Origin of the sequence: Paenibacillus sp. IHBB 10380 (genome assembly GCF_000949425.1) — a bacterium.
GTDB lineage: Bacteria > Bacillota > Bacilli > Paenibacillales > Paenibacillaceae > Paenibacillus_AQ.
Map to the genome: position 1 here is coordinate 1,082,785 of NZ_CP010976.1, position 26,656 is coordinate 1,109,440.

Here is a 26,656-nt window from a genome sequence, read left to right on the forward strand (position 1 = left end):
AAGGTTCTCTTTAGATAGAGATACCTTGTTTTTTTTGTTATATTTATTTTTCAGAAACTTTTCCCGTTTAGTTGCGTCTATTAGTATGTGAAAAGAGAGAGTTAGATATAAATTGGGTAGAGGAGATTACGAATGAATTTCAAGAAGATCACATTAATTGCGTTATTTGTAGCAACTCAGACAGTTATGTTAGCGATTCCAGTTAGCGCGGATGGTGCCGTATCCGCTCAACCAATTCAACCAAATATGGCTATTGAATCAGTAAAAGAGGGCGATGTCAGTGATTCAGATATGATTGAACCCGAAATTGGCGAGTCAAATAATGACGATGTGGAGTCTGTTGACGATATTGAGTCCGTTGACGATAATAAGCCCATTGACGATAATAAGCCAGTTGATCCTGAGGGAAAAGAACCAACTAGCAAAGATGTAGAAACACAAAACGTATCTACAGGTGCTGGTGAATTGATTCTTATGATGAACAGTGACAAGATGTATCAGAATAATCAGTTGTATTTAGCCGGACGACCGATGACAGTGAAGAACGGAATATCTTATGTTGCTGTTCGGGCTTTGGTAGATCGTGTAGGTCTAAAGCTTACATATGATGGTAAGACAAAGGAAACCATTATTATAAGTGGCGGCAATGAATTAAGGTTCACGACTAACAGTAAGAGTTATAAGGTTAACGGTGTAGTAAAGGCTATGAAAGGACCGGCATTTCAAGAGAAGAGTGTATTCATGGTTCCTTTAACTTCTATTACTCAAGCCCTTAATATTCCTTACACAGTAGACGCTGTAGGAAAAAGAGTCATTCTAAGTCTTTCTAGCAAACCTGTGGCTTCGTTTACAGTGAAGGAGAAGGAAATTTTTGCAGGACAGACGAAAATTACTTATCAAACAAAGAGCTCGTCTCCATCAGGATTAAAAATCGTTGATGAACGATGGGATGGCCGTCAAGAAACGTTTGAAGAGTCTGGATCCCACGTCGTAACGTATTCTGTTCAGGATTCGGACGGTGAATGGAGCGAGCCTTACTCCCTAACCATTCAAGTTAAAGCTCCCAATCTTCCTCCTGTAGCTATGTTCGCTACAGATAAAGAAGAGTATAAGATGGGTGAGTATATAACAATCACAGATCAAAGCACGGATGATGAGAACCAAATTACTAAGCATGACTGGGCCAATAAAGAGCTAGCCTTCTTTAGACCAGGACCGGTAACTATTGGACTAACCGTGACGGATAACCAAGGTCAAAAGGATTACTTTGAGAAGACGATTACCATCACGGAGGATTCCTTATATAGTGAGTCTGACTTTAATCAATTGTTTAAACCAATAGGAGACAGCTATGCTTTTGATGGATCTTCGGTTCCTTCACTCCCTCAGATTCCATTCTCTATATCTTCCGAGCCATCAACTCTAATTCGTAGTAACAGTCCGGAAACTGTGTATTCTGAAGGTATTGTGTACCGCGAGACTGCATTAGGAGACGCTCGATTCATGGTGCATCATCAGAATTCGTTGAAAAAAGATGTGAAGATGTATGTTATAGCTACGAATAAGAATTCACAGGCAACTAAGATTGATATCAAGGATTCTGGATTTGCTGGACCGAGTCCTTTTGCAACAGCTGCGGGTAATTTATCTGTTGATCGTTATTTCCAATCGATGCAGAATTTCTATGCTAAGCAAAGTGTTACTATTGCACCAGGAGAAAGTCAGATTATTCTAACTGATTTGAATAAAACAGCCATGAAGCCTGGCTCCATTATTTCATTATTTGCTGATGTATATAGTGATTTACCGATAGAGTATAACGTTATTATGATTGATGCTGTTAAAGAGCCCATTACGACTTTACCTACCTTGCGTTTCTTGGAAGAGGATATTCATAACAGAGGAACTTACCTTGATTCTACAAGATTGATATTCTCGGGTGACGTTATTGGCGAAACGGCTTCACGTCTATCTATAGGAGATAATAATGCAGATCCGAACCTTCTTGGCGCTGACGGTGTAACAGGTGCCGAGAAATCAAATGCAGGTAACTTTGGTGTTCTTTACAAAATTACCCTAGATCGCGTTGCTCCAAATACGTTAGTCACTTTTAACGGCCGTGGTGGTAAATACGCTGGTGTTATGCTCGTGAATGGAGATCTTGTCAAGGTTCCAAACACGGGATCGTTATCGAATTCTAGCCAGTCTAGTGTCTTACACCGTACAGGAGATTACGAACAGAAGTTAGAAATGTGGTTTACAGCAGCACCAGGTAGTAATCTACCTGTTAATCTATTGTTTATCCCATTACCTGTAAGCAAATAACGAACTTATTTATTCATTCTGAAGAGGACCTCAATAGAGGTTCTCTTTTACTTTTTACAGGCGTATAAGTGAATAGAACGGGAGGGCTTCATTGACGATGCTCTCTTTTTATTGCATTATTAAGGTATAAAAGTAATTAAGGATGTTTCAGGAGGATGAGCGTATGCTATCGACAGAACAGATCATTCAGGTGATGTCGGAACAAGGGCTTCGTATTACCGATCAACGTAAAACGCTCGCTAATTTATTTGGTGAAAGTTCCGGTTTTTTATCAGCCAAGGACGTTTATGATCATATGGGAAAAAAGTATAGCGGTCTTAGCTTTGATACGGTCTATCGAAACCTACGTGTCATGCAGGAGCTAGGTGTACTAGAACAGGTTGTGTTTGAAGATGGAGTGAAGTTTAAAGCTCATTGTGCAGAACATATGCACCATCATCATATGATTTGTCTACAGTGTCAGAAGACATATCCAATTGCATTCTGTCCTATGAATATGACGGATGCACCAGACCAGTTCCAAGTGGTTAAGCATAAATTTGAAGTGTTTGGATATTGTAAGGACTGTCAGGAGATTGTGGGAGAGGAAGAAGCACTTCCAACGGCTGAAATGAACGGAGTTCGTTAATCATGGCTATTGTGCGCAAACTGGTGAAGGGACCAATTGTGGTCTATCGTAAGTTTATATCACCCTTAAAGCCGCCTACTTGCCGATTCTATCCCACGTGCTCTGCCTATGCTTTAGAAGCCATTGAGGTCCATGGAGCAGTCAAGGGAACATGGCTTGCCGCGAAAAGGATAGCCAAATGTCAACCTTTTCATCCTGGGGGAATTGATCTAGTACCACCACGTAAGGGTGAGCAGAATAATGTATTGAGTGAACCGGGAGAGCTGACCTAAGCACGGGTCATGGGTCTTAACTTGACAAATAGTGACTCTCTTCAGTATATTATGGAATATATGTTGATTTCCAAGGAACGGATAAGTACGAGAATTGCTTAGTGTCAGAGAGCCGGAGAATTGCTGCAATCCGGTCTAAGCTGATTCTTGGAATATGGTCCGGGAGGAACTGCCTTCAAGCGACAGAGATTGTTTTCTTTGCGTAAGGGGACGGCGTGTGCCAGCGTTAATGGACGGTTCTCGTTAATAACGAAACCGATGGAGCCTACAATCTGTGAGGATGTAGGGAAATTGGGTGGTAACACGTGAGATAACTCTCGTCCCATATGGGGATGGGAGTTTTTTGTGTATTTATAATTTGAGAGGATGAGATGAATGATGACAGAGAAGAAAACGTTTTATTTAACAACCCCTATATACTACCCTAGTGACAAGCTACATATTGGTCATGCATACACAACCGTAGCTGGAGACGCTCTAGTGCGTTACAAGAAGCTTCGTGGCTACGATGTGCGTTATTTAACAGGGACAGATGAGCATGGTCAGAAGATTGAACGTAAAGCCGCTGAGGCGGGTAAAACACCACAGAAATTTGTTGACGATATTGTCGCTGGAATTCAAGATTTGTGGCGGAAGCTAGATATCTCTAATCATGATTTTATCCGCACGACAGAAGAACGTCACACGAAAGTTGTACAAGATGTATTTGAACGTCTATTGAAGCAAGGTGATATTTATAAGGGTGAATATGAAGGTTGGTATTGTACACCCGATGAATCCTTTTTCCTAGAGCGTCAGCTGGTCAATGGGAATTGTCCAGATTGTGGACGGCCCGTGGAACGAGTGAAGGAAGAAAGTTATTTCTTCAAAATGAGTAAATATGTTGATCGACTTCTCAAGTATTACGAGGAACATCCAGATTTCATTCAGCCTGTATCTCGTAAGAATGAGATGATTAATAACTTTATTAAGCCAGGACTTGAAGATTTGGCTGTGTCACGTACGACATATGATTGGGGAATTAAAATAAAGAGTGATCCGAAACATGTGATTTATGTATGGATTGATGCTTTACTCAACTATATAACAGCACTGGGCTATGGTTCTGAGGATACTACATTATTTGACAAGTATTGGCCTGCTGACGTTCATCTAATGAGTAAGGAGATCGTGCGGTTCCATACAATCTATTGGCCAATTATATTGATGGCTCTAGATTTGCCGTTGCCGAAGAAAGTATTTGCACACGGCTGGTTATTAATGAAAGATGGCAAGATGTCTAAATCCAAAGGGAACGTTGTTGACCCTGTGACATTGATTGATCGTTATGGTCTCGATTCACTACGTTACTATCTTCTTCGCGAAGTTCCTTTTGGTTCAGATGGTACATTTACACCAGAAAGTTTTGTTGAACGTGTGAATTCAGATTTAGCGAATGACCTTGGTAACTTGTTAAATCGTACCGTGGCCATGGTGGATAAATATGTTGACGGGCAAGTACCAGCCTATCAGGCGAATGTGACAGCGTTTGATAACTCTCTAGTAGAAGCGGCTCAGGCAGCATATGATAAAGTGGAATCATCCATGGAGAACATGGAGTTCTCTGTTGCTCTTACAGCCATTAGTCAGTTCGTAAGCCGAAGCAATAAATATATTGATGAGACACAACCTTGGACGCTTGCGAAAGATGAATCTAAAGTGAATGAGCTGGCTTCTGTGATGACTCATCTTGTGGAAAGCTTGAGAATTGCCTCCATCTTGCTGCAGCCTTTCTTGACTCAAGCACCGACAAAAATGTGGGAGCAGCTTGGATTAGAAGAAGGTGAGTTCACTTCGTGGGATAGTGGTAAAACGTTTGGACTATTTCCAGAAGGCACGAAACTGGTAAAAGGAAGCCCAATTTTCCCACGTCTTGATCCTGAACAGGAAATTGCTTATATAGCAGAAGCTATGACTGGTGGAATGAAGGCGGCAGAAGCTCTAGCTAAAGCGGAAGTGAATCATGATGATGAGCCGATAGAACACAAAGAAGAAATCGGCATTGAGGACTTCACTAAGGTTGAACTTCGTGTGGCTCAAGTGCTCGCTGCTGAACCCGTTAAAAAAGCAGATAAGTTATTGAAGCTTCAACTTGATCTAGGATTTGAGCAACGTCAAGTGGTATCGGGCATTGCGAAATTCTACACACCAGAAGAGTTGGTAGGTCGTAAAGTGATTTGTGTAGTGAACCTGAAGCCTGTGAAATTGCGTGGGGAGTTGTCTCAAGGTATGATTCTTGCTGCTTCGCATGGAGATCAGCTTACATTGGCAACTGTTCCTGAGAACATGCCTAATGGTGCTATTGTCAAATAAAGTGTTGTATTAAGGATTAGTAGAATAAGATAAGTAACGATATACAGTATTGATTGATCTGAAGGAAAAGTATAAACTTCAGCTCAATCAATACCCTATAGAATGAACTAAAGACGAACCCTCATATTTTTGTTTTTTACTAAAACTCTTTAGAAATTGGGGAGTGTAAACTTTAGTTCAATCTATACTTTAAAGAGTATATCGTTATTTATAGTTACTACACGAAGACTTAATTGGAGGTGAAGTCATTGTCAGATATTAATGTAGGACTTGCCTTTGTAGCCGGATTTGCTTCATTTATTTCTCCATGCTGTTTGCCGTTATACCCATCTTATTTGTCTTACATTACGGGAATGTCGGTTCAACAGCTCAAGACTGAGCAGAATAAAAAAGACGTCCGATTTCGGACACTCACACACACATTGGCGTTTATTCTAGGATTCTCTGTTGTATTCTATACACTGGGTATAGGAGCAGGATTATTTGGTCAATTTTTTACGGATAACAGAGGTCTAATTAGGCAATTGTCAGCGATCTTAATTATATTGATGGGCTTATTTTTATTGGGTATTTTCCAGCCGCGCTTTCTGATGAAGGAACGTAAAATGGATATGAAATTTAAACCTGCTGGATATCTGGGTTCGTTTATATTCGGTATAGGCTTCTCTGCAGGGTGGTCTCCATGTATTGGACCTATCTTGACTGCTATTATCGCAATGGCTGTAAGCGAGCCAGGAACATGGTTTAAATTGATTACAGCGTATACTGTAGGCTTCGCCTTGCCTTTCTTCATTCTTGCCTTTTTCATCGGGTCCACGAAATGGATATTGAAGTATTCTAATCTTATGATGAAAATAGGCGGAGTTCTAATGTTGCTGATGGGTATATTATTGTTTACAGACCAAATGTACAAAATAACGATTTGGCTTCAGCAAATTACACCGGATTGGTTAATTTTTTAAGAGGATGAGAAGTAATCCCTTATTAAGTGAAATAATCAATTTTAGCTTCAGGAAAATGTTCAAAAATCCGCTCTGTGATAAATTCACGCAGGGCGGTTTGTTGTTCTGCGGGATATACATATTTGTATTGTCCCCAGCGCCCCCATTTCATGGTTCGTTTAGCGATGTCCATCTCCAGCTTGGATTTGGGATAGCGCTGCTCAATAAGCGTTTTAGCTGTTTTTGTAAAACGGTGTTGAATTAATTCAAAAGTTAGTTCATCAGTTGCATCTTTAGGTAAAGTATCAGCGAGGCGTTGCAATAGATCTGCATATCCTTCTTGCCAGCCCTCATACCAGATAATAGGTGCAATAATGAAACCAAGAGGATAGCCTGCATGTGCTATTTTTCCAGCAGCTTCAATTCTTTCAGCGAAATGTGAAGTGGCAGGTTCGAATTGGCGAATCACATAATCAGAGTTAATGCTGAAACGAATCCTTGTATGACCATTGTGTTCAAGATACAGGAGGGGATCAACATGATGAAATTTAGTGACGAAGCGCAGACGCCCCAATTCTTCTTTTGCCATAAAAGTAATAAGTTCAGCTAATGATCCTGTAATGTGTTCAAGTCCAACAGGGTCTGAGGTACAGGCTGCTTCAAAGCGAGTAATCTCAGGTGCTCTTTCATCAATATATTGTTTAGCGGCTTGTACAACGTCACCTGTATTAACATATATACGAATGTAAGGCTTAGCACCCAGTGTAGTCTGTAAGTAGCAATAATGGCAGTGTCCCATGCAACCTGTAGAGATAGGAATGGCATATTCGGCTGAGGGTTTTGATTGATCAAATTTGAGTGTTTTACGCACACCTACAACGAGGGTTCTTTTAGCATTTTTGTACTTTTCTTGATCGGTTTCACCCGGTAAATTAGTAATACGATTATGGGAAGAGGTCATACGATAAGGAATATCTCTTTCCTTTACCCACGCCATAATGGATACCCCTTTAGGATAATCAAGTGCACCTGGCTCAAAATATACGAGGTCTGGGAGGAATGGCTTGGTTGCTTTGAGTTGTTTCAGTGGTCGTATTCGTGTTTCAGTAGTCATAACAGCGCGCCCCCCTGATTCGGTATAAGGCTATTCTGCATAAAAATTTACGAGTACACTCGTGGCAAAAATGGTCAATTTCAAAAGCCTATATCCTATAGGGCTTGCAAAGAGACTTCACAAACATGTATCATTAACAGAAGGTTATAAATGGTTGAGATTCGTGTTATCAAGAGAAATGAGGGAAGAAGATGCCAACGCCTAGTATGGAGGATTATTTAGAGCGCATCTACAAATTGATCGATGAGAAAGGTTATGCACGTGTCTCTGATATTGCCGAAGGCTTAGAGGTTCATCCGTCATCCGTTACTAAAATGATCCAGAAATTGGACAAGGATGAATATCTTATTTATGAGAAATACCGTGGATTGATTCTAACTGCTAAAGGAAAAAAAATCGGCAAACGACTTGTAGATCGCCATCAACTACTGGAGCAATTTCTGACAATAATCGGTGTTCAGGAAGAAAATATTTATGCAGATGTTGAAGGTATAGAGCATCATCTGAGCTGGGATTCCATTACACAAATTGAGATGCTTATAGAATATTTCAAGAGGGATGAACAGCGTGTTCAAGAATTACGAGATGTACACAATGAACTCGTTCGTGATTCGTAAGTAAGGCATCTGTCCCCATTCCAAGAGACAGGTGCCTTTTTCAGTTGTAACTTAGGAAATCTAAAATCTCGGAGGTAACAAAATGAAGTTTAATAGATGGGTCATTCTAGCTCTAGTATTCTTAGTAGTGTTCCCAATAACGAATCGTTCGTCGCAGGCACAGTCAGCCAAGCCCATTAGCATCATTCTAGACGGAGCTCAGCTAGCAAGCGATGCTCCACCTTATATTGTTCCCAAGGCTAATGTAACGATGGTACCGCTACGTGTCATCAGCGAAGGGCTGGGAGCATCTGTTGGTTGGTCGCAAATCACGAAGACGGTTACTGTAGACAATATGGATGCTTCTATTAAGTTAACAAGTGGGAAGACGACAGGGCTTGTGAATGGAGCGTCAGTGCCATTAGATGCTTCTGTACAGATCAGACAAGGGCGTGTCATGGTTCCTCTTCGCTTCATTGGTGAATCTCTTGGATTACAGGTAGTGTGGAATCAGACCGCGCAAAGTGTAACGTTGATCAGTGGAGCATTACCTGATGATGGTGGAACGGATAATAACAATGGCGGTAACGTAGATACTAGTTCTCTTCGGGGAGTGTGGATCTCGAGTGTATTCAACCTTGACTGGCCTTCTTCTACTTCTTATGGAAAAATAGATCAACAAAAGCAAGATTTCAGCAATTTATTAGATAGTTTACAAGCTATCGGATTAAATGCGGTCTTCGTACAGGTTCGTCCATCAGGAGATGCCTTATATCCATCTTCGTTGGTACCTTGGTCCAAGACGTTAACAGGGATACAGGGAAAAGATCCTGGTTACGACCCTCTTCAATATATGATTGATGAGGCGCATAGTAGAGGCATGCAATTCCATGCATGGTTTAATCCATTCCGGGCTAACACAGATACGTCTACAGCTAAGCTTGCTAGCAATCATGTGGCGATAACAAACCCAGAATGGATTGTGAATACAAAGAGTCAACTCATTATAAATCCAGGAATACCTGAGGCTCGCAGCCATGTTATCGATGTCATTATGGAAGTCGTGAATAATTACGATGTTGATGGCGTACATTTGGACGATTATTTCTATCCAACAGGTGTGACTTTTAATGATACTAGCACTTATACAAATTATAATTCTAAAAATATTGCCAAAAAAGAAGACTGGCGCCGGGATAACGTGAATCAATTTATTCAGCAGCTAGATCAATCCATTCATGCGGTGAAGCCTTCGGTTTCTTTCGGGGTCAGCCCATTCGGTGTATGGCGTAATAAATCATCTGACATTACGGGATCAGATAGTAAAGCGGGAATCACTGCTTATGACGATTATTATGCCGATGTTAGAGCTTGGATTCAGAACGGTTGGGTTGATTATGTATCCCCACAAATTTATTGGAGTCTTTCGAACAAAAATGTACAGTATGATACTCTAGTTAAATGGTGGTCTACTGAGGTTAAAGGCACTGATGTTAAGTTATATATTGGTCATGCACCTTATAAATTAGGGACACCTGAAATAGGCTGGCAAAGTGCTGATGAGATCATTAATCAATTGAAGTACAATGAGAATGATGCCAATGTGGAAGGTAGTATCTTTTTTAGTGCCAAGAATATTTTAAAAAATCCACTAGGACTGATTCCAGTACTGTCGGATTACTATAAGTAGTATAAGCCTATAAATCAATTATAGTCATAATGTTTCCCCCCGCTCTCATACATACATAACACGATGTGTGAATGGCGGGGGGTTGTCTTATTTATGCTTATTAATGGCGTATTTGAAGGTGGAGGCGTGAAAGGCATTTCTCTTGCGGGTGCCGTTAGATCAGCGGAGCAGGCAAGGATGTCTTTCCATCGCGTAGCTGGAACGTCCTCAGGCGCGATTGTAGCCTCTTTATTAGCTGCAGGGTATTCCGCAACGGAGATGAGTGATATCGTCCAGCAGATGCCATTTGCATCTTTTCTCAAAAGATCACCTATTTTTAATGCGAAGCTAGTAGGACCTGCCGTACGTGTTTTAATTAAAAAAGGGTTGTATTCAGGAGATGCGCTGGAACAATGGATTCGTGACATCTTATTGGCTAAGGGAGTTAAAACATTCTCTGATCTGCCGAAAGGGAAATTGCTTATTATTGCTTCAGACATTACGAACGGAAAAATATTAATTCTGCCCGATGGTCTCTCTAAATTAGGAATAGATCCTGCTAAGTTTGAGGTCGCTAAAGCTGTTAGGATGAGCACGAGTATCCCGTATTTTTTTGATCCTGTGATGTTAAGGTTGAGTGGGGATGCATCGAGAGGGAAATCTTTCACAGAGCAATTCGTATATATCGTGGATGGTGCGTTGCTGAGTAACTTTCCACTATGGTTGTTTGATGAACCAGCTTTAAATAGCCTGGGATTGCCTATTCCAACCATTGGTTTCCAAATGGTGGGGAAGCAAGAAGGGAAGCCGCATCGTATTCGGGGGCCCTTTAGTATGCTTCAGGCTATGTTTGAGACGATGCTGTCTGCTCATGATGAAAGATACATCGAGCAAGATAAAATCTATCGTACGGTTAAGATTCCTACACTAGGGGTTAGTAACACAAATTTTCATATTTCGGCAGAAGAAAGTATGAAGTTATATGAATCAGGACTTGAAGCAGGAAATAAGTTTTTTGGTACATGGAAGCCCTGAAGGAACATCTTATCTGAATCAAAGTATAATAATAAGGCCGCTGCTATCATCACAATCGCGATGATAGTAGCGGCCTTTGTCAACTCTTAATGATATTTAGGTGTTTGATCGTCATTTTTGCCTTTTTGGCCTTCGATCACTTGGAAAGGATAATTTTTATGTTTCTTACCTACTGATCCTGAATTGCTTTTCCGAGCTGTTGAGGCCATTTTTTCCATCGTTTTTTTAGAGGGTTTAACTTTGGGCCTGCTCTGTCTTGTTTGTTGTTTCGGCAGATACTTATTCAGCAGGAATAGTACACCGATAACGAGTACAGGGATCAATAGTTTACTGGAACTAATAAACGCTCCAATCACGGCTAAAGAAATAGCTGTCCAAAAAATGATAAAGTGTCTTGTCATCTTATCCTCATCCTTTCACGGTGTCTAAAACTCCGTTTCTGAGGGGCTCATTAACCTCTGCGTTGCCTAGCTGCTCATCCAATTCAAGCATCCGATTAAAAGAAGCGATGGAAACTTCTACTTGGGCATCCAAAGGTTCCTTCGTTGTAAGAAGTTGAAGCCAAAGACCTGGATAACCAAGATAACGAAGGACAGGCACTTCTCTAAGTGAATTCGTAAGTTTCAAGAATTCAAATGATACGGCAATGACAACAGGGAGAAGGATGACCCGCTGCAGTACTCTCTCCAGCATATTATCCCAAGGAACGACCGAATATATGACAACTCCTAGAATAATCGTTAGCATCATGAAGCTACTTCCGCAGCGATAATGAAGACGAGTATGTTTCTGCACGTTGGCAACCGTTAATTCTTCGCCTGCTTCATACGTACTGATAACCTTATGCTCTGCTCCATGATATTGGAACAAGCGTTTAACTACGGGAGTTAATGTGATAGCCCATAGATAGACCAGCAATAGAATAAGCTTGATAACACCTTCAATTAAATTATGAACAATATAATTTTCAAACATTTTCCCGAACAGAAAGCTCTCAACAAATACGGGAACTAAAGTAAATATGAGTTTACCAATGATAAAAGAAAGAATACCAACGGCTGCAACACCTAGCATCATGGTCAAGCTCATGCCAGATTCTTCTTTTTTCTTTTGTTTAGCGCGCTCTTCGGGTTCTATCTCGTCATCGGCGTAAGCGTCAGCTGAATAGTTTAGATGCTTAGAACCTTTGGCACTGGAATCTATAATACCTACAATGCCGCGAATGAATGGGATTTTACGAATTTTTTGAAGCCATGATTTATCTTGACGCGGTACCTCCAGAAATGTAATCTCTTGATTTTTACGCCGTACAGCCGTTACGTTAATATGCTTCCCGCCAAACATAACGCCTTCAATGACGGCTTGGCCTCCGTAACTGACAGGTTTAGACTCTTGAGGCAACGTTATTCACCATCCCTAAGTTTATTTTATTCTATTGTAGCGAATTTTCACTACAATATCTAGTTTCCATGGCGTGTAGGCTAAATAACGATATTCCTTATTTATGGGGACTGACTCTTCCAATAATTGAACATACTACGAAAGATGAAAAAGTGGAAATCTATCCATTAAATAAGGGGTGTCGTAAATTCATGAAGCAACAACAACAGCATCACTATCGTACGAATGCTTTTACATTTGCACTTGAATTAGGTTTTTTTGCAGGTATCATATGGGGGGCTGTTCATTGGTTGTGTTATTCACTTAAATTCACGATGATTATACCGGCATTTCTAGCGGAACCATTCTTCAAGCATGCTTTCTTGAGAACAGGACCGGGGCATTTAATAGGTTGGTTATTCTTCATACTCCTGTCCATCATCGTGTCTCTGATTTATGTACTTATTTTTCGGAAGAGGAAAGGAGCTTGGCCTGGGATAACCTATGGGGTATTTTGGTGGATCATTCTTTTTGTCATGGTAGGTCCATTTATCGATATGGTGAAGCCAATCACTGTTCAGACAATAGATACTATTATTACTGAATTTTGTTTATTTATGTTATGGGGACTGTTCATTGGATATACCATAGCTATGGAATTCACCGATGAAAGAATGCGTGAACCTAAGAAAGTGGGCAATTGACTGAGGACGGGACTTCTCAAGAATACATCCCCTATGGTAAAATAGCAGATGGTTATTTGATAATAAGGGTGGGAATACGATAGTGAGAACCATATGGGTGATCAACGGACCGAATCTTAATCTATTGGGCATGCGAGAACCGGGAATCTACGGATCGGAAAGTCTACAAACGATTGAGACGAACCTTCAGGAGCAAGTTGAGAATTTGGAAGTGAAGATGACATTTTTTCAATCCAATCATGAAGGTGAAATCATTGACTGGATCCACGATGCGATAGGCAAAGCAGATGGAATTGTACTGAATCCAGGTGCGTTGACTCATTACAGTTATGCTGTGCGTGATGCAATAAGTTCTGTACGTATTCCTACTGTAGAGGTACACTTATCCAATATTCATTCTAGGGAGTCTTTTAGACATACGTCTGTGATCGCTCCAGTAGCCATCGGGCAAATTGCGGGATTTGGTGCAGTGAGCTATGAGCTTGGTCTGATCGCGCTGGTACGCCACTTGGAAACTGAGAGGCAGTAGTAAAGAAATTCCTTTAAATGCGTGTTTAAAAAGTCGGATTTGCCTCTTGGTATACTACGTGATCAAAAGATGACTTTTTGAACAACCTCTTTAAGATGTTGTAGACAAGGAGATAACATGATGGAGAACTTACGAGTACAGAAGTTACGTCAAGCGATGCAGGACAACAATGTAGAAGCTATGTTTATTAAAAGTCCAATTAATCGTCGTTATTTAACGGGATTTACTGGATCAGCAGGGTATGTGCTTATTACACATCATGAAGCATACCTGCTTACCGATTTTCGTTATATGACTCAAGCTCCAGAACAAGCTGAAGGTTATACCGTCGTTGAACACGGACCTAAGGTGATGGAATCCATTAAGGAACTTCTGTCCGCCAATAAAATTGATCAGCTTGGATTTGAGCAGGATGATGTATCTTATAGTGAATATACTTCATTCTCAGCACAACTTCAGCCCGAAGTTACATTGGTACCTGTAAGTGGTCTAGTCGAACAACTTCGGATGTTCAAAGATGCTGAGGAGCTACAGATTATGCAGCGTGCTGCCGATCTAGCGGATGCTACATTCAGTCATATCCTAAATGTGGTGAAGCCGGGCATGACAGAACGCCAAGTGGATCTGGAAATGGAATTTTATATGCGTAGCCATGGAGCTACGGCATCTTCTTTTGATACCATTGTAGCTTCAGGTGAACGTTCTTCCATGCCACATGGCGTCGCAAGTGAACGTGTTATTGAAGGCAACGAATTCATTACGTTTGATTTTGGGGCACTTTTGGACGGTTATTGTTCAGATCTTACGCGTACGATTGCCTTAGGAAGTCCTAATCCACAATTGAAAGAAATTTATGATATTGTATTGGAAGCTCAGCTTCATACTTTGGCGCACATTAAGTCAGGTATGACGGGGCGTGAAGCAGATGCTTTGGCCCGCGATATTATTACGAAGTATGGATATGGCGAGCAATTTGGACATAGCACAGGGCATGGCCTGGGAATGGAAGTACATGAATCACCTAGATTATCCAAATTGAGCGATGATATTTTGCAGCCGGGTATGGTAGTGACAGTTGAGCCTGGAATTTACTTGCCAGGAATCGGTGGAGTTCGAATTGAGGATGATATCGTAATCACAGAGACGGGTATCGTCATCTTAACCAAATCCAGCAAAGAGTACACGGTATTAAAAGGTTAAAAATGCATTACATATTTTATTAGGAGGTTTTTTATATGATATCAGTAAACGATTTTAAAACAGGTCTAACAGTAGAAGTAGAGGGTGATATTTTCACTGTTATTGACTTTCAACACGTAAAACCAGGTAAAGGCGCAGCATTTGTTCGCTCCAAGTTGAAGAACTTGCGTAACGGAAATACAGTTGAACGTACATTCCGTGCTGGTGAATCTATCGGACGTGCTCAAATTGAGAACCGTGCTGTTCAGTATCTATACGGAAGTGGTCAAGAACATTCTTTCATGGATAATGAAACATATGACCAATTTAATTTGACGAGTGAGCAGTTGAAATGGGAATTGAATTTCCTTAAAGAGAACATGAACGTAAACATCATCAGCTACCAAGGTGAAATCCTAGGTATAAATCTACCGCATACGGTAGAACTGAAAGTTGTTGAGACTGAACCAAGTGTTAAAGGTAATACAGCTCAGGGTGCTACTAAGAGTGCTAAATTGGAAACGGGATTAAGTGTTCAAGTTCCTCTTTTCATAAATGAAGACGATGTCCTCATTATTGATACTCGTGAAGGAAAATACAGCTCCCGTGCTTAATTTATACCGAAATACTGGGAATTAGTTCTAAAAAAATCCTCCACCGCGCAATGCGGAGGGGGATTTTTTGCTTCAGTTGACTAAAAAACATTGACTAACTCAATCCCTTTCGTATTATACTGATTTAAAGCATAATAAAAAGATGAATGTTTAAACTGAGTGGGGAGTGAACAAAGTTGTCACTGTACGTTATGAAATTCGGGGGTAGTTCCGTTGGAAATACGGAACGGATGCAGCGTGTCGCTAAGCGTATTATCGAGAAGCAAGACGAAGGTCACCAATGTGTTGTCGTTGTATCTGCCATGGGAGATACAACGGATGATTTAATTGAACAAGCCATGGCTCTGAATTCTGAGCCAACAGCTCGTGAGATGGATATGTTAATGACAACAGGAGAGCAAATATCGATGGCATTACTGTCGATGGCTGTTCAAAGCCTCGGTCGTGAAGCCGTATCTTTCACAGGATGGCAAGCGGGATTCCGCACGGAAGCTGTACACGGGAAAGCCCGTATAATTGATATTCTTCCAAACCGAGTTCAAGAAGCGTTGGCTCATGGGCAAATTGTTATCGTGGCTGGATTCCAAGGGATGACTGAGGATGGAGAAATTACCACATTTGGTCGGGGTGGTTCAGATACTACAGCAGTGGCTTTAGCGGCTGCAATTAACGCAGATGTATGTGAAATATATACAGATGTAGACGGTATATATTCTACAGATCCTCGTATCGTTAAATGTGCTCGTAAGCTTAAGGAAATTTCATATGACGAAATGCTGGAACTTGCCAGCTTAGGAGCTGCCGTACTTCATCCGCGTGCGGTTGAGTATGCAAAGCACAATAATGTTAAACTGGTTGTCAGATCGAGTTTCAACAATAATGAAGGCACCGTTGTGAAGGAGGAGGCTAGCATGGAACAAGGCGTTGTAGTGAGTGGAATTGCTTACGATAAGAATGTGGCGCGAATTAGTATTTTGGGTGTAAAAGATTATCCAGGGGTCCTTGCAGAGGTTTTTGGAGCTTTGGCTCAAGAAGGCATCAATGTGGATATTATCGTCCAAAGCGGCGTTAAGAATGGTGAAGCGGATTTTTCCTTTACAGTTTCTAAACCAGAAAGCGATAGTGCGTTGTCTGTGATTCAAGGTCTTAGAGGGACTCTCCCTTATCGTGAAGTAACTTCTGAAGAGAATCTCGTTAAGGTATCTATTGTGGGCGCAGGAATGATTAGTCACCCGGGTGTGGCCGCTCAGATGTTTGACGTTATTTCTAAACAAGGTGTAAGCATTAAGATGGTTAGTACGTCTGAGATCAAAACCTCTTGTGTAATCGATGGTGGCAATTTAGAGGAAGTCATTAAGGCTCTTCATACCGCCTATAATCTTGATACGGATGTACAGGTTTTTGTAGGTGGTCCTCAGGATCGTCGTTAAGAAGGATTAGGTATAGGTTGTACAAACAAGCGGGTATTGTCCTTACAAGGGCAGTACCCGCTTTTTCTTGGTTCGAACGCTGATTGTAAAAAATGACTTCGATCTTGAAGAATAAAAATGCTTCTATTGTGAATCATAGTGGAATAGTGATTAAGAGACGCCAAATAGGGTTACTTAACTACAGGACAACAAACAGAGAGGTTGTGTTATGTATGAGTTGGTTATGGTCGCTAATTATAGGTGGTATTATTGGTTGGCTCGCAGGTTTAATCATGGGGCGTGATGTTCCAGGTGGGGTTATCGGTAACATCGTAGCTGGATTTATCGGCGGATGGTTAGGATCCCTTATTTTTGGTAAAATGGGTCCGGTCATTGGAGGTTTCTACTTCGTTCCTGCTTTGATTGGTGCGATTGTCCTTGTCGCCATTGTTAGTCTACTGATGGGCAGAAAAAAAGCTTAACGATTCTGATTTAAATAATATGAACGAAAGCCTTGAACTTGAATTTAAGTTCGAGGCTTCTTTTGTGTTCAAGTGTAACCATCGTTTCTCCCAAAATACAATATCTAAAACGAGAGATTACTGCATACCTATGAATAAGGAGTGAAAATAAAGGAGGCTTGACCTTGGATAGGTTCGTTGTGAGCATGGCAACTCTACGACTTATATCGGGAAGTATTGAAATAGCAGCAGCATTATACATGCTCAAGGTAGGACAGGTTGATAAAGCATTGGCTATCAACACGATGCTAGCTTTTGTGGGACCGACAGTCCTCATACTCACGACAGCGATTGGATTGGTAGGGATGGCGGATAAACTATCATGGGCCAAAATCATATGGATTTTAATGGGGGTTACATGTCTCTTAATTGGTATTTTGAAAAAATGATAGATTCTATGGCATAAAAATGGAGTACAAGCATAGATATGAAGTAAGAAAACAACTACTGAACGCTATGCGAGAAGAGTTGGAATGGAATAACGAGTTCATAAGAAATGGGCAACTCGGGGGTATCTGGATGAACATGAATTGGTTGGAATTGTTTCCTGAACCGATTAAGTCGCTTCTTCAACAGCTTCCATTTTCTATTCTAGATAAAATGGAGGAGGTGCGAATTCGTGAAGGAAGACCGCTTGAGATTAATACAGCAGGAGCGCACCACTTTCTCACATTAGACGGTAAATTGACGCTTAATGTCGAAGAAGCGTACAAGCCAGCTAGAGAAGATAGCCATCGTCTCCTAGATCGAATTAGCAATCATTCCTTGTATACGATGGAAGAGGAACTTCGTAAAGGCTTCATTACTATACCGGGTGGACATCGTATTGGCTTAGCAGGCAGAACGGTTCTCAGTAGTGGAAAAGTGGAACACTTGCGAGATATTAGTGGATTTAATGTTCGGATAGCTAGAGAAATCCGCGGGGCTGCTAACACCATTCTTCCCTATCTACTTGATAGTAAAGACAAAAGGATCAAGCATACCCTTATTCTATCCCCACCGCAACATGGGAAAACAACGCTCATAAGAGATATGGCAAGGCAGATCAGTAGCGGCAATTATGAAGGCTCAGCCGTAAAATGGCGAGGGATGAAGGTAGGCATTATTGATGAACGTTCCGAGATAGCAGGAAGCTTACGAGGAGTGCCTAGTTTTGACGTAGGACCTCGTACCGATGTGATGGATGGGTGTCCCAAAGCAGAGGGAATGATGATGATGATTCGCTCGATGTCACCAGAAGTGTTATTAGTGGACGAGATCGGACGCGCTGAAGATGCAGAAGCGATTACGGAAGCTCTTCATGCGGGCATATCTATCATTGCTACAGCTCACGGCTCCAATGCTGAGGAACTTTCTCAACGTCCAGCTCTGGCGGGATTAATTGAAAATCGAATGTTTGAGATGTATGTCATCCTTAACCGAACTGCTGGGGATCTTGGCTTTCGAATTCTGGATCGACAGCAACGTTCTATACAACTTTCTCATTATTCATCGAAGGGGTGATGAGCTAGTGCTTAAGCTATTAGGCGCAATATTGATCTTACTGTCTGGAACCTTGGCAGGATTCTATAAAGCTAGGCAGTTCGAACGAAGGCCAAGGCAGATCCGAGAATTGATTCTCGCTATGCAGCGCCTAGAGACGGAAATTACTTATGGCTTCACACCTTTACCTGAGGCGATGAGTAAAATGGGGGCTCAGATGAAGGAACCATTAAGCACATTATTTACTAGCGCAGCTCGGTCCATGAACTCGTCACAAGGTCTGACAGCGCAGGAGAGTATAGCACATGCCTTAGCCCTACATTGGAAGAATACTTCGATGAAGACAGCCGAGAAGGATGTGCTCCATCAATTGAGCTTCACTTTAGGTACAAGCGATCGTCAGGATCAGATTAAACATATCGCATTAGCTGCACAGCAGTTGAAGCATGAAGAGGCAGCATCAAGAGAGGATCAGGCGAAATATGAAAAAATGAGTAAAAGTCTGGGACTTCTTGTCGGAGCATTAATCATCATTTTGATCTTTTAGCGAGGTGTAGGGAATGAACATTGACGTGAACGCAATTTTTCAAATTGCGGGAATCGGCATCATCATAGCTATGATTCACACGGTTCTCAAACAAATGGGGAAAGAGGATATGGCTCACTGGGTGACGCTCATTGGTTTTGTGGTGGTGCTGTTCATGGTCGTGCGGATGCTCGATACCTTGCTACAGGAGATAAAATCTATTTTCTTGTTCCAGTAGGGGATACATTATGGAAATTATACAAGTGGTAGGGCTAGCACTTATATCCACCATTCTCATTCTGACAATTAAAGAACAGAAACCGATGTTTGCTTTTTTACTGGCGGCTTCCACAGGGATTCTCATATTCCTTTTCCTTATCGGAAAAATTGCTACTGTTGTTGGAGAGTTAGAGCGGATGGCTGAAGCTGCAGGGGTTCAAATGATTTATTTAAAAACGATACTCAAAATTATTGGCATCGCCTATATTGCTGAGTTTGGATCTCAAATTGTTAGAGATGCAGGTCAAGAGAGCATTGCTTCCAAAATAGAACTCGCCGGCAAGGTGCTGATCATGGTGCTTGCTATACCGATTATCGGCATCATCATTGAAACCGTTATGAAGCTGCTGCCGACCTAAGAAAGTGGGATAGAGCCATGTTAGGACGACGTACTTCAGGGGGGTTAGTAGTAAAAGGGTTACTCATGATCTTCTTGGTATTGTTATTATTCGGTGGAGGAACGATCTACGCTGATGAGCCCTCGAATGATTTAGTGAAGGAGCAAGCCAAGCAATTACCTAAAGATCAAGTAGAGACCTATTGGGATGAATTAATGAAAGAATACGGAGGGTTTTTCCCGGATCAAAAGGTGCCCTCCTTTATGGATATGCTTCTTCCTGGAGGGGAGGGGCTTAGCTTCAAAAACATCCTGTCAGGATTAATTTCATTTTTCTGGCATGAAGTTTTACTCAACGGAAAGTTGTTAGTATCGATCGTAATTTTGAGTATTATGAGTATGATTTTGGAGACGCTCCAGACGGCATTTGAGCGAAATACCGTAAGTAAGGTGGCCTACTCTCTCTGTTATATGGTCATTATGGTGATTGCTATCAACAGTTTCTCGGTAGCGATTGGATACGCCAAAGGGGCAATCAGTCACATGATTGATTTCATGATGGCGATGCTACCTCTCTTATTCTCTTTACTGGCTTCTATGGGGAATGTCGTAACGGTATCGGTTACACATCCATTAATCATCTTTATGATTCATACCGTAGGCACCCTCGTGTACACCGTCATATTTCCGCTCTTGTTCTTCTCGGCTGTACTGCATATAGTAAGCTCACTTTCGGATAAATATAAGCTTACACAAATGGCAAATCTTCTTCAACGAATTAGTGTGGGATTGCTAGGTGTACTACTTACTATTTTTTTAGGTGTAATTTCGGTACAAGGGATGACAAGCTCTGTCACGGATGGAGTCACGATTCGTACCGCTAAATATATATCAGGTAGCTTTATTCCCGTCGTCGGTAAAATGTTCGCAGATGCTACGGATACCGTCATATCAGCATCCGTGCTCGTTAAGAATTCGATTGGTTTAGCGGGAGTTATTATCATCATTTTTATTTGTGCCTTTCCAGCCATCAAAATATTAACACTAGCTCTGATCTACCAAGTAGCCGCTGCCATCATGCAACCCCTTGGTGATACTCCTATCGTGACTTGTCTACAAACGATTGGTAAGAGCATGATCTACGTATTTTCGACCATGGCAGTTGTAGGATTAATGTTCTTTCTAGCGATAACTATTCTGTTAATGGCTGGAAATGTAACGGTCATGATGAGGTGAGGAGGAAAGCTTGATATGACTTGGCTTGGCGGTTGGATGAGAGAAGTGATTATGATTGTGCTTCTGGCAATATTCGTGGATCTGATCCTGCCAAGTCGCTCAATGGAACGATATATCAAGCTGGTACTAAGTCTACTCATCCTGTTTACATTACTGGGGCCTATTATCAGCTTACTCACAGACTCGCCAGCTGATAAATTGAATCTGGCCCTACTTAATCAAGAAAGTGATGCTGGACAACTTGGGGCAAAGAGCGAGAAGAGTCTGGCGCAAATTCTGGTTCAAGGTGAGCAGCTAAAGCATAATCAGCAGAGCCAAAGTCTGCAATGGGCTGGAGAAGAGGTTGCGCGGCAGATGAAGGAGCAGATTCGGAATAAAACAGGAAATCAGGTCAAGGAGGTGACGGTGATGCTTTCGTTACTCCCTTCTGAGAGAAACGCTAATGAGAAGGTGCCTGCTATCACCTCAGTAGATGTTACGTTACAACCTTCTAGCGAACTAGAGCAAAGTGAAGTAAGTGAAGAAGCAATCCAGAATATTTCAGTAGCCCCCATTGACGAAATTAAAGTTGAGGTGAATACCTCGTTACCTGAAGATGTGGAATCCAATAAGGAAGACAATCAAGAGCTTGAAGCTACGGAGGTATCCGGTCAGCAAGCAGAAAGTTCTGATCATATAAGAAAAATTCTGATGACTGAATGGAATCTTGAAGCGAATCAAATTGTGGTTCAAGGTGAGCAGGGAGATGACAAAATATGAAGGGGGTGAGCGAATTTGGGGAATTGGTTTAAAAAAGCAGAACAATGGATTGGTGGGGGACCGGGTGGGGCCAAACGAATTTCAGCTTTTCGGTGGCTCATTATTTTAGGTTTGGTAGGCGTAGCTATTGTGTTATTTAGTTCATTCGTCAATGTGAAGAAGATTGATAATGAGAATACAGGGAGGGAACCACCAGCATCAACTGCAGTTCAGGAAACGTTCCAAAATACCAATGCACAAACCGATTCCTTTAGTGGGATAGAAGAGGCCTTTGAAAATAAGATCAAGGAAATATTGGAGAAAATAGTAGGTGTAGGGACAGTGGATGTGTTAGTCACTGTGGATTCAACAGAGGAAATTGTCATTCAACGGAATGTGAAAGATTCTCAACAGAAGACTGAGGAAAATGACGCTAATGGTGGCAACCGGCATACCACCCAATATACCCGAGATGGGGAAATCGTGACGTACGAATCTTCAGGTAGTGAGACTCCCATTATCACGAAAAAAGTGAAGCCGCAAATTCGTGGTGTATTGATTGTAGCTAAAGGAGCTGAGAATGAAGTTGTTCGAAATTTGATAGTAAATGCCGTCGAAAAAGGTCTGAATGTGGCGGGGTTTCGTATTTCAGTCGTGCCTCGTAAACAGGAGTAATCATTTTCCATTTATGTACAAAACGAAGGAGGAAGTTCGTAATGAATAATAAAAGACAAACAATTTGGTTGGTGTCCATGTTGAGTTTAATGGTGGTTCTCTCAGCGTACTATCTGTTTACAGAGGATTCAGGTTCTTCGACCATGCCTGTAGCGGACAGTCAGCAGGTTGTAGATCAAAAGAATAGTGGAAACGAAGTCCTTGTTACTGAGGTGGTAACAGACGGGGCGGTGAATAGCACAGTAACTACGGAGGAGCCTGAAGCAACGGCCTCGACTACCGAAAAGAAGGAAACAACCGATGTGGCTGTTAAGGAAGACAAGTCAGCTACAGATAAATCAGTTATAGATAAACCAGCTACAGATAAACCAGTAACGGATAAGACGGCTTCAGTAGGTAACCCGGATACGAAGAACAAAAATGATGAGGAAATTCTAAAAGAGGTTGCCACTCAAGCGGCTTCTAGCAGTAGTCTACTTGATTCTTACAGATTGGATCGTGTCCAGACTAGCCAGAAAGAACAGACTGATCTTTATGCTACAATCAACGATATGAATAACAATGATCCAGAGACGAGCGCTAAAGCCAATGATCAACTAAGAAGCCTCGAAGAGAAAGAAACGAAAATAACGGGTATTGAAGAAGAGCTTCATCAGCAATATGGTGGTGCTGTTGTGAAAGAGGAAGAAGATCATTACAAGGTTCTTGTATTAAGTGAAAAACTAGACGTGAAACAAGCTGTAAATATTGTCGATTTAGTGATGAAAGAACTGAATGTTTCACAAGATAAGGTTAGTGTACAGTATGTCACTCCATAATTTAGAATGAAGGGTAAAGAGTCCGGGAGTATCTTGGACTCTTTCCATTTCTTCGGTTTGTGATATAATACATAACGTTATGTGTATAAATTGCACTAAGTATGGTTTTTTGAAAGCTGAAGGAGTGAATCTAGAATGTTTAAGTTGAGTGAGATTAAGGAATTGATAAAGTTGGTAGATGAGACCTCTGTCCATGAGTTAGAGATCGAATCCGAAGGCACACGTCTATCTATTCGTAAACCAGGGAAAACTGAAATTGTAAACTTTCAATCGTCCATCCCACAGTCATACCAGGCAGCCCCTTTACATGTTCAGCAATCATCGAATCCTGCAGTTAGTGATTTGAATTCAGGCAACTTGCCTGAAGTAACAGACCTATCATCCTCACTACATAAAATTGTATCCCCTATGGTGGGAACTTTCTACAGATCTGCTTCTCCTGACGATGCTCCATTTGTTAGTGTTAGTGACAAGGTCAAAGGGAAGACTACAGTTTGTATTATTGAAGCTATGAAGCTAATGAACGAATTGGAAGCAGAAGTGAATGGTGAAATTGTTGAAGTTCTAGTCGAGAACGGTCAACTGGTAGAGTTCGGCCAACCTCTTTTCTTGGTGAGAGCAGAGTAAAGATGAATGCTTAAGTAAAAGTGTTTGTACGAAGTAAGTTTTCCGTTGGAGAACTTTTGAGGAGGATACCAGCAATGAAATTTCATAAAGTGCTCATTGCGAACCGAGGGGAGATTGCGGTTCGTATTATCCGGGCTTGTCGTGAACTTGATATATCAACGGTTGCGGTCTATTCAGAACCCGATAAAGACTCTCTACATGTCCGCTTAGCGGATGAAGCCTATTGTATTGGTCCAACATTATCCAAAGACAGCTACTTAAATATCACGAACATTATGAGTGTTGCGACACTAACAGAGTGCGATGCTATTCATCCAGGTTATGGTTTCTTGGCTGAAAATGCTGATTTCGCTGAAATCTGTGAATCATGCAACATTACTTTTATCGGCCCTTCCGCAGATGCGATTACCAAAATGGGTGACAAATCAGTGGCTAAGATGACGATGAAAGAAGCGGGAGTACCCATTATACCCGGTTCAGATGGTATCGTAGATAGTCTAGAAGAAGCAGTTATGATCGGCCGCGATATTGGTTATCCCTTAATTATTAAGGCGACGGCTGGCGGTGGAGGAAAAGGGATTCGGATTGCTGATGATGAGGATGCACTCGTTAAGCAGATCACCGCAGCACAGCAAGAAGCTCAGAAAGCCTTCGGTAACGCAGGTGTGTATCTAGAGAAATATTTGACAGGTATGAAGCATGTAGAAATTCAGATCATAGCTGATAAATACGGACACGTTGTTCATTTAGGTGAGCGGGATTGCTCCATTCAGCGTCGTAGACAGAAGTTGCTTGAGGAAGCACCGTGCCCAGTCCTATCACCTGAAATTCGTGAGCGTATGGGAGAAGCTGCTATACGGGCTGCGAAATCAGTACATTATTCTGGTGCAGGAACGCTTGAATTTTTGCTTGGCGCCGATGATCAGTTCTATTTCATGGAAATGAACACCCGTATTCAGGTTGAGCATCCTGTAACTGAAATGGTAACCAGTGTCGATTTGATTAAGGAAATGATCTCTGTGGCAGAAGGAAATTCGCTCTCATTCACACAAGAAGAGATTGAGATTCGTGGAGTCGCTATTGAATGTCGTATTAATGCGGAGGACCCAGATAAGAACTTTATGCCAGCACCGGGTAAAATCCAATTCTATTTACCACCTGGAGGACCGGGTGTACGTGTAGATAGTGCTGCTTATCAAGGGTATACGATACCACCCTACTACGATTCTATGATAGCGAAGCTTATTGTATGGGCTCCTACGCGGTCGGAAGCTATTGCGAAGATGAAACGTGCGCTATCTGAATTTGCTGTTGAAGGGATTCATACTACGATTTCATTTCATCAGAAATTGTTGAATCACCCAACGTTTATTGAAGGGGATTTCGACATCAAATTTCTTGAAGAGAACGAGATCTGAACCTCTGATTGACGTTTGTTTTAATGATACCTAAATGATATAGTAGATCTATTAAAAAAGGCATTCTTGTTCGAATGTTGCGTAATCATATTTCGTAATTAAGAAATTCACTTGAAAGGTGTTGAGTTCATTATGAGTTTATTACCGACTGAGTCTGAAAGAACGGAAATCGGTGAGATTCAAATTGCACCTGAAGTCATTGAAGTCATCGCTGGATTAGCGACTGTGGAAGTCAAGGGCGTGGCAGGAATGAGTGGAGGATTTGCAGGTGGTATTGCGGAGCTTTTGGGTCGAAAGAACCTATCCAAAGGCGTTAAGGTAGAAGTGGGGCAAAGAGAAGCAGCAATCGACGTATCTGTTATCGTTGAGTATGGAAACCGCTTGCCAGAAGTAGCGACGGAAATTCAGCGCAACGTTAAGCGTTCGATTGAGACCATGACCGGACTTACAGTGATTGAAGTCAATGTGCATATTCATGATGTACATTTCAAGAGTCCAGAGAAGATAGATGAAGTTGAGTTTAGTCAGCGTGTTAAATAACGGAAACTAGATAGAAAGAGCGAAAGACGAACACTCATATTCTTGATTCCTTTAGAATCTATAGAAATGCGGGTGCAAACTTTAGTTCAATCTATCTAGATATAAACCCCCGACATAACCTGTCGAGGGTTTACTATAATTTAAGGAGGCTAGATTGTCGTGGCCAAATTATTGGACAGACTCTTGCTATTTTTATATAGTTTGATTGTCGCTGTACTATCTGTATTAGCCATCCTCCTACTAAGTGGCGTTGCGCCATTTAATGAGATTGATGCTGATAATCAGACCGTTTTTACTACCTCGATTATAGTGTTGGCTGTTCTATTCCTACTTAGTGTTCGATTCTTCTATATTTCTATTCGTCGTGATCGTAACGCTGTTCCTTCTATTGATCAACGTACTGAATATGGTGAGATTCAAATCTCAGTTGAGACCATTGAGAATCTATGCTTAAAGGCAGCCTCCAAAGTACGAGGAGTTCGCGATCTGAAAGCGCGAGTTAAAGTAACGCAATCAGGAATTGACATTACCATCCGTGCGGTTGTGGAGGGAGATCTTTCAATTCCGGTCATGACTTCTGATGTTCAGAAGCAGGTCCATGATTATCTACAAGAAACTACAGGTATTCCTGTAGCGAACGTCTCTGTATATATTGCGAATGTTGCACAGGCAGCACCAAGTTTTAAGAGTAGAGTAGAATAGAGGTGAGTTT

General features: G+C 41.5%; 30 protein-coding genes. 27 read left to right on the top strand and 3 right to left on the bottom strand.

Annotation, left to right across the window (positions count from 1 at the left end; all coding sequences use genetic code 11):
* Positions 1–132: 132 nt before the first annotated feature.
* The 5 genes from UB51_RS04770 to UB51_RS04790 all read left to right on the top strand — a co-directional run bounded on the left by UB51_RS04770 (position 133) and on the right by UB51_RS04790 (position 6,539).
* Positions 133–2,325, top strand: coding sequence for a stalk domain-containing protein (locus UB51_RS04770; RefSeq protein ID WP_044876310.1), 2,193 nt, complete (start codon positions 133–135; stop codon positions 2,323–2,325).
* Between the two features lie 163 nt (positions 2,326–2,488).
* Positions 2,489–2,953 carry a Fur family transcriptional regulator gene (locus UB51_RS04775; protein WP_044876311.1) on the top strand — a complete coding sequence of 155 codons (465 nt, stop codon included), beginning with the start codon at positions 2,489–2,491 and terminating at the stop codon, positions 2,951–2,953.
* Between the two features lie 2 nt (positions 2,954–2,955).
* Positions 2,956–3,225, top strand: a complete 270-nt coding sequence (yidD, locus tag UB51_RS04780; protein ID WP_044876312.1) for a membrane protein insertion efficiency factor YidD — start codon at positions 2,956–2,958, stop codon at positions 3,223–3,225.
* A gap of 378 nt (positions 3,226–3,603) precedes the next feature.
* A complete protein-coding gene (gene metG, locus UB51_RS04785; protein ID WP_044879895.1) occupies positions 3,604–5,577 on the top strand; it encodes a methionine--tRNA ligase in 1,974 nt (657 codons plus the stop codon).
* A 248-nt stretch (positions 5,578–5,825) separates the two neighbouring features.
* The gene (locus tag UB51_RS04790; RefSeq protein ID WP_044876313.1) at positions 5,826–6,539 is read left to right on the top strand and encodes a cytochrome c biogenesis CcdA family protein; all 714 of its coding nucleotides are present in this window, start codon (positions 5,826–5,828) and stop codon (positions 6,537–6,539) included.
* Positions 6,540–6,561: 22 nt separating this feature from the next.
* On the opposite strand, the gene splB is transcribed toward UB51_RS04790, so the two are convergent.
* Positions 6,562–7,632 (bottom strand): spore photoproduct lyase, encoded by a 1,071-nt coding sequence (splB, locus tag UB51_RS04795; RefSeq protein ID WP_044876314.1) that lies wholly within the window; start codon positions 7,630–7,632, stop codon positions 6,562–6,564.
* Between the two features lie 191 nt (positions 7,633–7,823).
* On the opposite strand from splB, the gene mntR reads away from it, so the two are divergent.
* The 3 genes from mntR to UB51_RS04810 all read left to right on the top strand — a co-directional run bounded on the left by mntR (position 7,824) and on the right by UB51_RS04810 (position 10,932).
* Positions 7,824–8,249: a transcriptional regulator MntR gene (gene mntR, locus UB51_RS04800; RefSeq protein ID WP_044876315.1), complete on the top strand. Its 426-nt coding sequence runs from the start codon at positions 7,824–7,826 to the stop codon at positions 8,247–8,249.
* 82 nt (positions 8,250–8,331) lie between these two features.
* Positions 8,332–9,918: a family 10 glycosylhydrolase gene (locus UB51_RS04805; RefSeq protein WP_044876316.1), complete on the top strand. Its 1,587-nt coding sequence runs from the start codon at positions 8,332–8,334 to the stop codon at positions 9,916–9,918.
* 93 nt (positions 9,919–10,011) lie between these two features.
* Positions 10,012–10,932 (top strand): patatin-like phospholipase family protein, encoded by a 921-nt coding sequence (locus UB51_RS04810; RefSeq protein WP_044876317.1) that lies wholly within the window; start codon positions 10,012–10,014, stop codon positions 10,930–10,932.
* 86 nt (positions 10,933–11,018) lie between these two features.
* On the opposite strand, the gene UB51_RS04815 is transcribed toward UB51_RS04810, so the two are convergent.
* Together UB51_RS04815 and UB51_RS04820 are read right to left on the bottom strand one after the other, a co-directional pair.
* Positions 11,019–11,333 carry a hypothetical protein gene (locus UB51_RS04815; RefSeq protein ID WP_044876318.1) on the bottom strand — a complete coding sequence of 105 codons (315 nt, stop codon included), beginning with the start codon at positions 11,331–11,333 and terminating at the stop codon, positions 11,019–11,021.
* Between the two features lie 7 nt (positions 11,334–11,340).
* On the bottom strand, positions 11,341–12,333 hold the full coding sequence (locus UB51_RS04820; RefSeq protein ID WP_044876319.1) for a DUF1385 domain-containing protein: 993 nt from the start codon (positions 12,331–12,333) through the stop codon (positions 11,341–11,343).
* 191 nt (positions 12,334–12,524) lie between these two features.
* Between UB51_RS04820 and UB51_RS04825 the strand changes: the two genes are divergently transcribed.
* The 19 genes from UB51_RS04825 (at position 12,525) to amaP (ending at position 26,646) form a co-directional block, all read left to right on the top strand.
* The gene (locus UB51_RS04825) at positions 12,525–13,016 is read left to right on the top strand and encodes a YqhR family membrane protein (protein ID WP_044876320.1); all 492 of its coding nucleotides are present in this window, start codon (positions 12,525–12,527) and stop codon (positions 13,014–13,016) included.
* Between the two features lie 82 nt (positions 13,017–13,098).
* Entirely contained in the window at positions 13,099–13,545 is a 447-nt protein-coding gene (gene aroQ / locus UB51_RS04830) for a type II 3-dehydroquinate dehydratase (RefSeq protein WP_044876321.1), read from the top strand.
* A 120-nt stretch (positions 13,546–13,665) separates the two neighbouring features.
* Complete coding sequence (locus UB51_RS04835) at positions 13,666–14,745, top strand: M24 family metallopeptidase (RefSeq protein ID WP_044876322.1); 1,080 nt, start codon at positions 13,666–13,668, stop codon at positions 14,743–14,745.
* Positions 14,746–14,780: 35 nt separating this feature from the next.
* On the top strand, positions 14,781–15,338 hold the full coding sequence (efp, locus tag UB51_RS04840; RefSeq protein ID WP_044876323.1) for an elongation factor P: 558 nt from the start codon (positions 14,781–14,783) through the stop codon (positions 15,336–15,338).
* Between the two features lie 176 nt (positions 15,339–15,514).
* A complete protein-coding gene (locus UB51_RS04845) occupies positions 15,515–16,768 on the top strand; it encodes an aspartate kinase (protein WP_044876324.1) in 1,254 nt (417 codons plus the stop codon).
* 212 nt (positions 16,769–16,980) lie between these two features.
* On the top strand, positions 16,981–17,229 hold the full coding sequence (locus tag UB51_RS04850; RefSeq protein ID WP_044876325.1) for a GlsB/YeaQ/YmgE family stress response membrane protein: 249 nt from the start codon (positions 16,981–16,983) through the stop codon (positions 17,227–17,229).
* 158 nt (positions 17,230–17,387) lie between these two features.
* A complete protein-coding gene (locus tag UB51_RS04855; RefSeq protein ID WP_445322351.1) occupies positions 17,388–17,657 on the top strand; it encodes a YqhV family protein in 270 nt (89 codons plus the stop codon).
* A gap of 130 nt (positions 17,658–17,787) precedes the next feature.
* Entirely contained in the window at positions 17,788–18,771 is a 984-nt protein-coding gene (gene spoIIIAA, locus UB51_RS04860) for a stage III sporulation protein AA (protein WP_044876326.1), read from the top strand.
* A gap of 7 nt (positions 18,772–18,778) precedes the next feature.
* Complete coding sequence (spoIIIAB, locus tag UB51_RS04865; protein WP_044876327.1) at positions 18,779–19,297, top strand: stage III sporulation protein SpoIIIAB; 519 nt, start codon at positions 18,779–18,781, stop codon at positions 19,295–19,297.
* A 13-nt stretch (positions 19,298–19,310) separates the two neighbouring features.
* The gene (spoIIIAC, locus tag UB51_RS04870) at positions 19,311–19,514 is read left to right on the top strand and encodes a stage III sporulation protein AC (RefSeq protein WP_044876328.1); all 204 of its coding nucleotides are present in this window, start codon (positions 19,311–19,313) and stop codon (positions 19,512–19,514) included.
* Between the two features lie 10 nt (positions 19,515–19,524).
* Entirely contained in the window at positions 19,525–19,914 is a 390-nt protein-coding gene (spoIIIAD, locus tag UB51_RS04875) for a stage III sporulation protein AD (RefSeq protein ID WP_044876329.1), read from the top strand.
* Positions 19,915–19,931: 17 nt separating this feature from the next.
* The gene (spoIIIAE, locus tag UB51_RS04880; protein ID WP_044876330.1) at positions 19,932–21,128 is read left to right on the top strand and encodes a stage III sporulation protein AE; all 1,197 of its coding nucleotides are present in this window, start codon (positions 19,932–19,934) and stop codon (positions 21,126–21,128) included.
* A 15-nt stretch (positions 21,129–21,143) separates the two neighbouring features.
* Entirely contained in the window at positions 21,144–21,887 is a 744-nt protein-coding gene (locus tag UB51_RS04885; protein ID WP_044876331.1) for a stage III sporulation protein AF, read from the top strand.
* Between the two features lie 15 nt (positions 21,888–21,902).
* Positions 21,903–22,541, top strand: coding sequence for a stage III sporulation protein AG (gene spoIIIAG, locus UB51_RS04890; RefSeq protein ID WP_044876332.1), 639 nt, complete (start codon positions 21,903–21,905; stop codon positions 22,539–22,541).
* Between the two features lie 41 nt (positions 22,542–22,582).
* The gene (locus UB51_RS04895) at positions 22,583–23,359 is read left to right on the top strand and encodes a SpoIIIAH-like family protein (RefSeq protein ID WP_044876333.1); all 777 of its coding nucleotides are present in this window, start codon (positions 22,583–22,585) and stop codon (positions 23,357–23,359) included.
* A gap of 135 nt (positions 23,360–23,494) precedes the next feature.
* Positions 23,495–23,986: an acetyl-CoA carboxylase biotin carboxyl carrier protein gene (gene accB / locus UB51_RS04900; protein WP_044876334.1), complete on the top strand. Its 492-nt coding sequence runs from the start codon at positions 23,495–23,497 to the stop codon at positions 23,984–23,986.
* Between the two features lie 74 nt (positions 23,987–24,060).
* On the top strand, positions 24,061–25,404 hold the full coding sequence (gene accC, locus UB51_RS04905) for an acetyl-CoA carboxylase biotin carboxylase subunit (protein WP_044876335.1): 1,344 nt from the start codon (positions 24,061–24,063) through the stop codon (positions 25,402–25,404).
* Positions 25,405–25,536: 132 nt separating this feature from the next.
* Complete coding sequence (locus UB51_RS04910) at positions 25,537–25,944, top strand: Asp23/Gls24 family envelope stress response protein (RefSeq protein WP_044876336.1); 408 nt, start codon at positions 25,537–25,539, stop codon at positions 25,942–25,944.
* A 159-nt stretch (positions 25,945–26,103) separates the two neighbouring features.
* Positions 26,104–26,646 carry an alkaline shock response membrane anchor protein AmaP gene (gene amaP / locus UB51_RS04915; protein WP_044876337.1) on the top strand — a complete coding sequence of 181 codons (543 nt, stop codon included), beginning with the start codon at positions 26,104–26,106 and terminating at the stop codon, positions 26,644–26,646.
* The last annotated feature ends 10 nt before the right edge of the window (positions 26,647–26,656 follow it).

What these genes read in the sequence shown, in the direction of transcription:
- UB51_RS04770 (WP_044876310.1), top strand. Translation starts at nt 133, where the DNA reads ATGAATTTCAAGAAGATCACATTAATTGCGTTATTTGTAGCAACTCAG.
- UB51_RS04775 (WP_044876311.1), top strand. Translation starts at nt 2,489, where the DNA reads ATGCTATCGACAGAACAGATCATTCAGGTGATGTCGGAACAAGGGCTT.
- yidD (WP_044876312.1), top strand. Translation starts at nt 2,956, where the DNA reads ATGGCTATTGTGCGCAAACTGGTGAAGGGACCAATTGTGGTCTATCGT.
- metG (WP_044879895.1), top strand. Translation starts at nt 3,604, where the DNA reads ATGACAGAGAAGAAAACGTTTTATTTAACAACCCCTATATACTACCCT.
- splB (WP_044876314.1), bottom strand. Translation starts at nt 7,632, where the DNA reads ATGACTACTGAAACACGAATACGACCACTGAAACAACTCAAAGCAACC.
- mntR (WP_044876315.1), top strand. Translation starts at nt 7,824, where the DNA reads ATGCCAACGCCTAGTATGGAGGATTATTTAGAGCGCATCTACAAATTG.
- UB51_RS04805 (WP_044876316.1), top strand. Translation starts at nt 8,332, where the DNA reads ATGAAGTTTAATAGATGGGTCATTCTAGCTCTAGTATTCTTAGTAGTG.
- UB51_RS04810 (WP_044876317.1), top strand. Translation starts at nt 10,012, where the DNA reads ATGCTTATTAATGGCGTATTTGAAGGTGGAGGCGTGAAAGGCATTTCT.
- UB51_RS04815 (WP_044876318.1), bottom strand. Translation starts at nt 11,333, where the DNA reads ATGACAAGACACTTTATCATTTTTTGGACAGCTATTTCTTTAGCCGTG.
- UB51_RS04825 (WP_044876320.1), top strand. Translation starts at nt 12,525, where the DNA reads ATGAAGCAACAACAACAGCATCACTATCGTACGAATGCTTTTACATTT.
- UB51_RS04835 (WP_044876322.1), top strand. Translation starts at nt 13,666, where the DNA reads ATGGAGAACTTACGAGTACAGAAGTTACGTCAAGCGATGCAGGACAAC.
- efp (WP_044876323.1), top strand. Translation starts at nt 14,781, where the DNA reads ATGATATCAGTAAACGATTTTAAAACAGGTCTAACAGTAGAAGTAGAG.
- UB51_RS04850 (WP_044876325.1), top strand. Translation starts at nt 16,981, where the DNA reads ATGAGTTGGTTATGGTCGCTAATTATAGGTGGTATTATTGGTTGGCTC.
- spoIIIAA (WP_044876326.1), top strand. Translation starts at nt 17,788, where the DNA reads ATGAACATGAATTGGTTGGAATTGTTTCCTGAACCGATTAAGTCGCTT.
- spoIIIAC (WP_044876328.1), top strand. Translation starts at nt 19,311, where the DNA reads ATGAACATTGACGTGAACGCAATTTTTCAAATTGCGGGAATCGGCATC.
- spoIIIAD (WP_044876329.1), top strand. Translation starts at nt 19,525, where the DNA reads ATGGAAATTATACAAGTGGTAGGGCTAGCACTTATATCCACCATTCTC.
- spoIIIAE (WP_044876330.1), top strand. Translation starts at nt 19,932, where the DNA reads ATGTTAGGACGACGTACTTCAGGGGGGTTAGTAGTAAAAGGGTTACTC.
- UB51_RS04885 (WP_044876331.1), top strand. Translation starts at nt 21,144, where the DNA reads ATGACTTGGCTTGGCGGTTGGATGAGAGAAGTGATTATGATTGTGCTT.
- UB51_RS04895 (WP_044876333.1), top strand. Translation starts at nt 22,583, where the DNA reads ATGAATAATAAAAGACAAACAATTTGGTTGGTGTCCATGTTGAGTTTA.
- accB (WP_044876334.1), top strand. Translation starts at nt 23,495, where the DNA reads ATGTTTAAGTTGAGTGAGATTAAGGAATTGATAAAGTTGGTAGATGAG.
- accC (WP_044876335.1), top strand. Translation starts at nt 24,061, where the DNA reads ATGAAATTTCATAAAGTGCTCATTGCGAACCGAGGGGAGATTGCGGTT.
- UB51_RS04910 (WP_044876336.1), top strand. Translation starts at nt 25,537, where the DNA reads ATGAGTTTATTACCGACTGAGTCTGAAAGAACGGAAATCGGTGAGATT.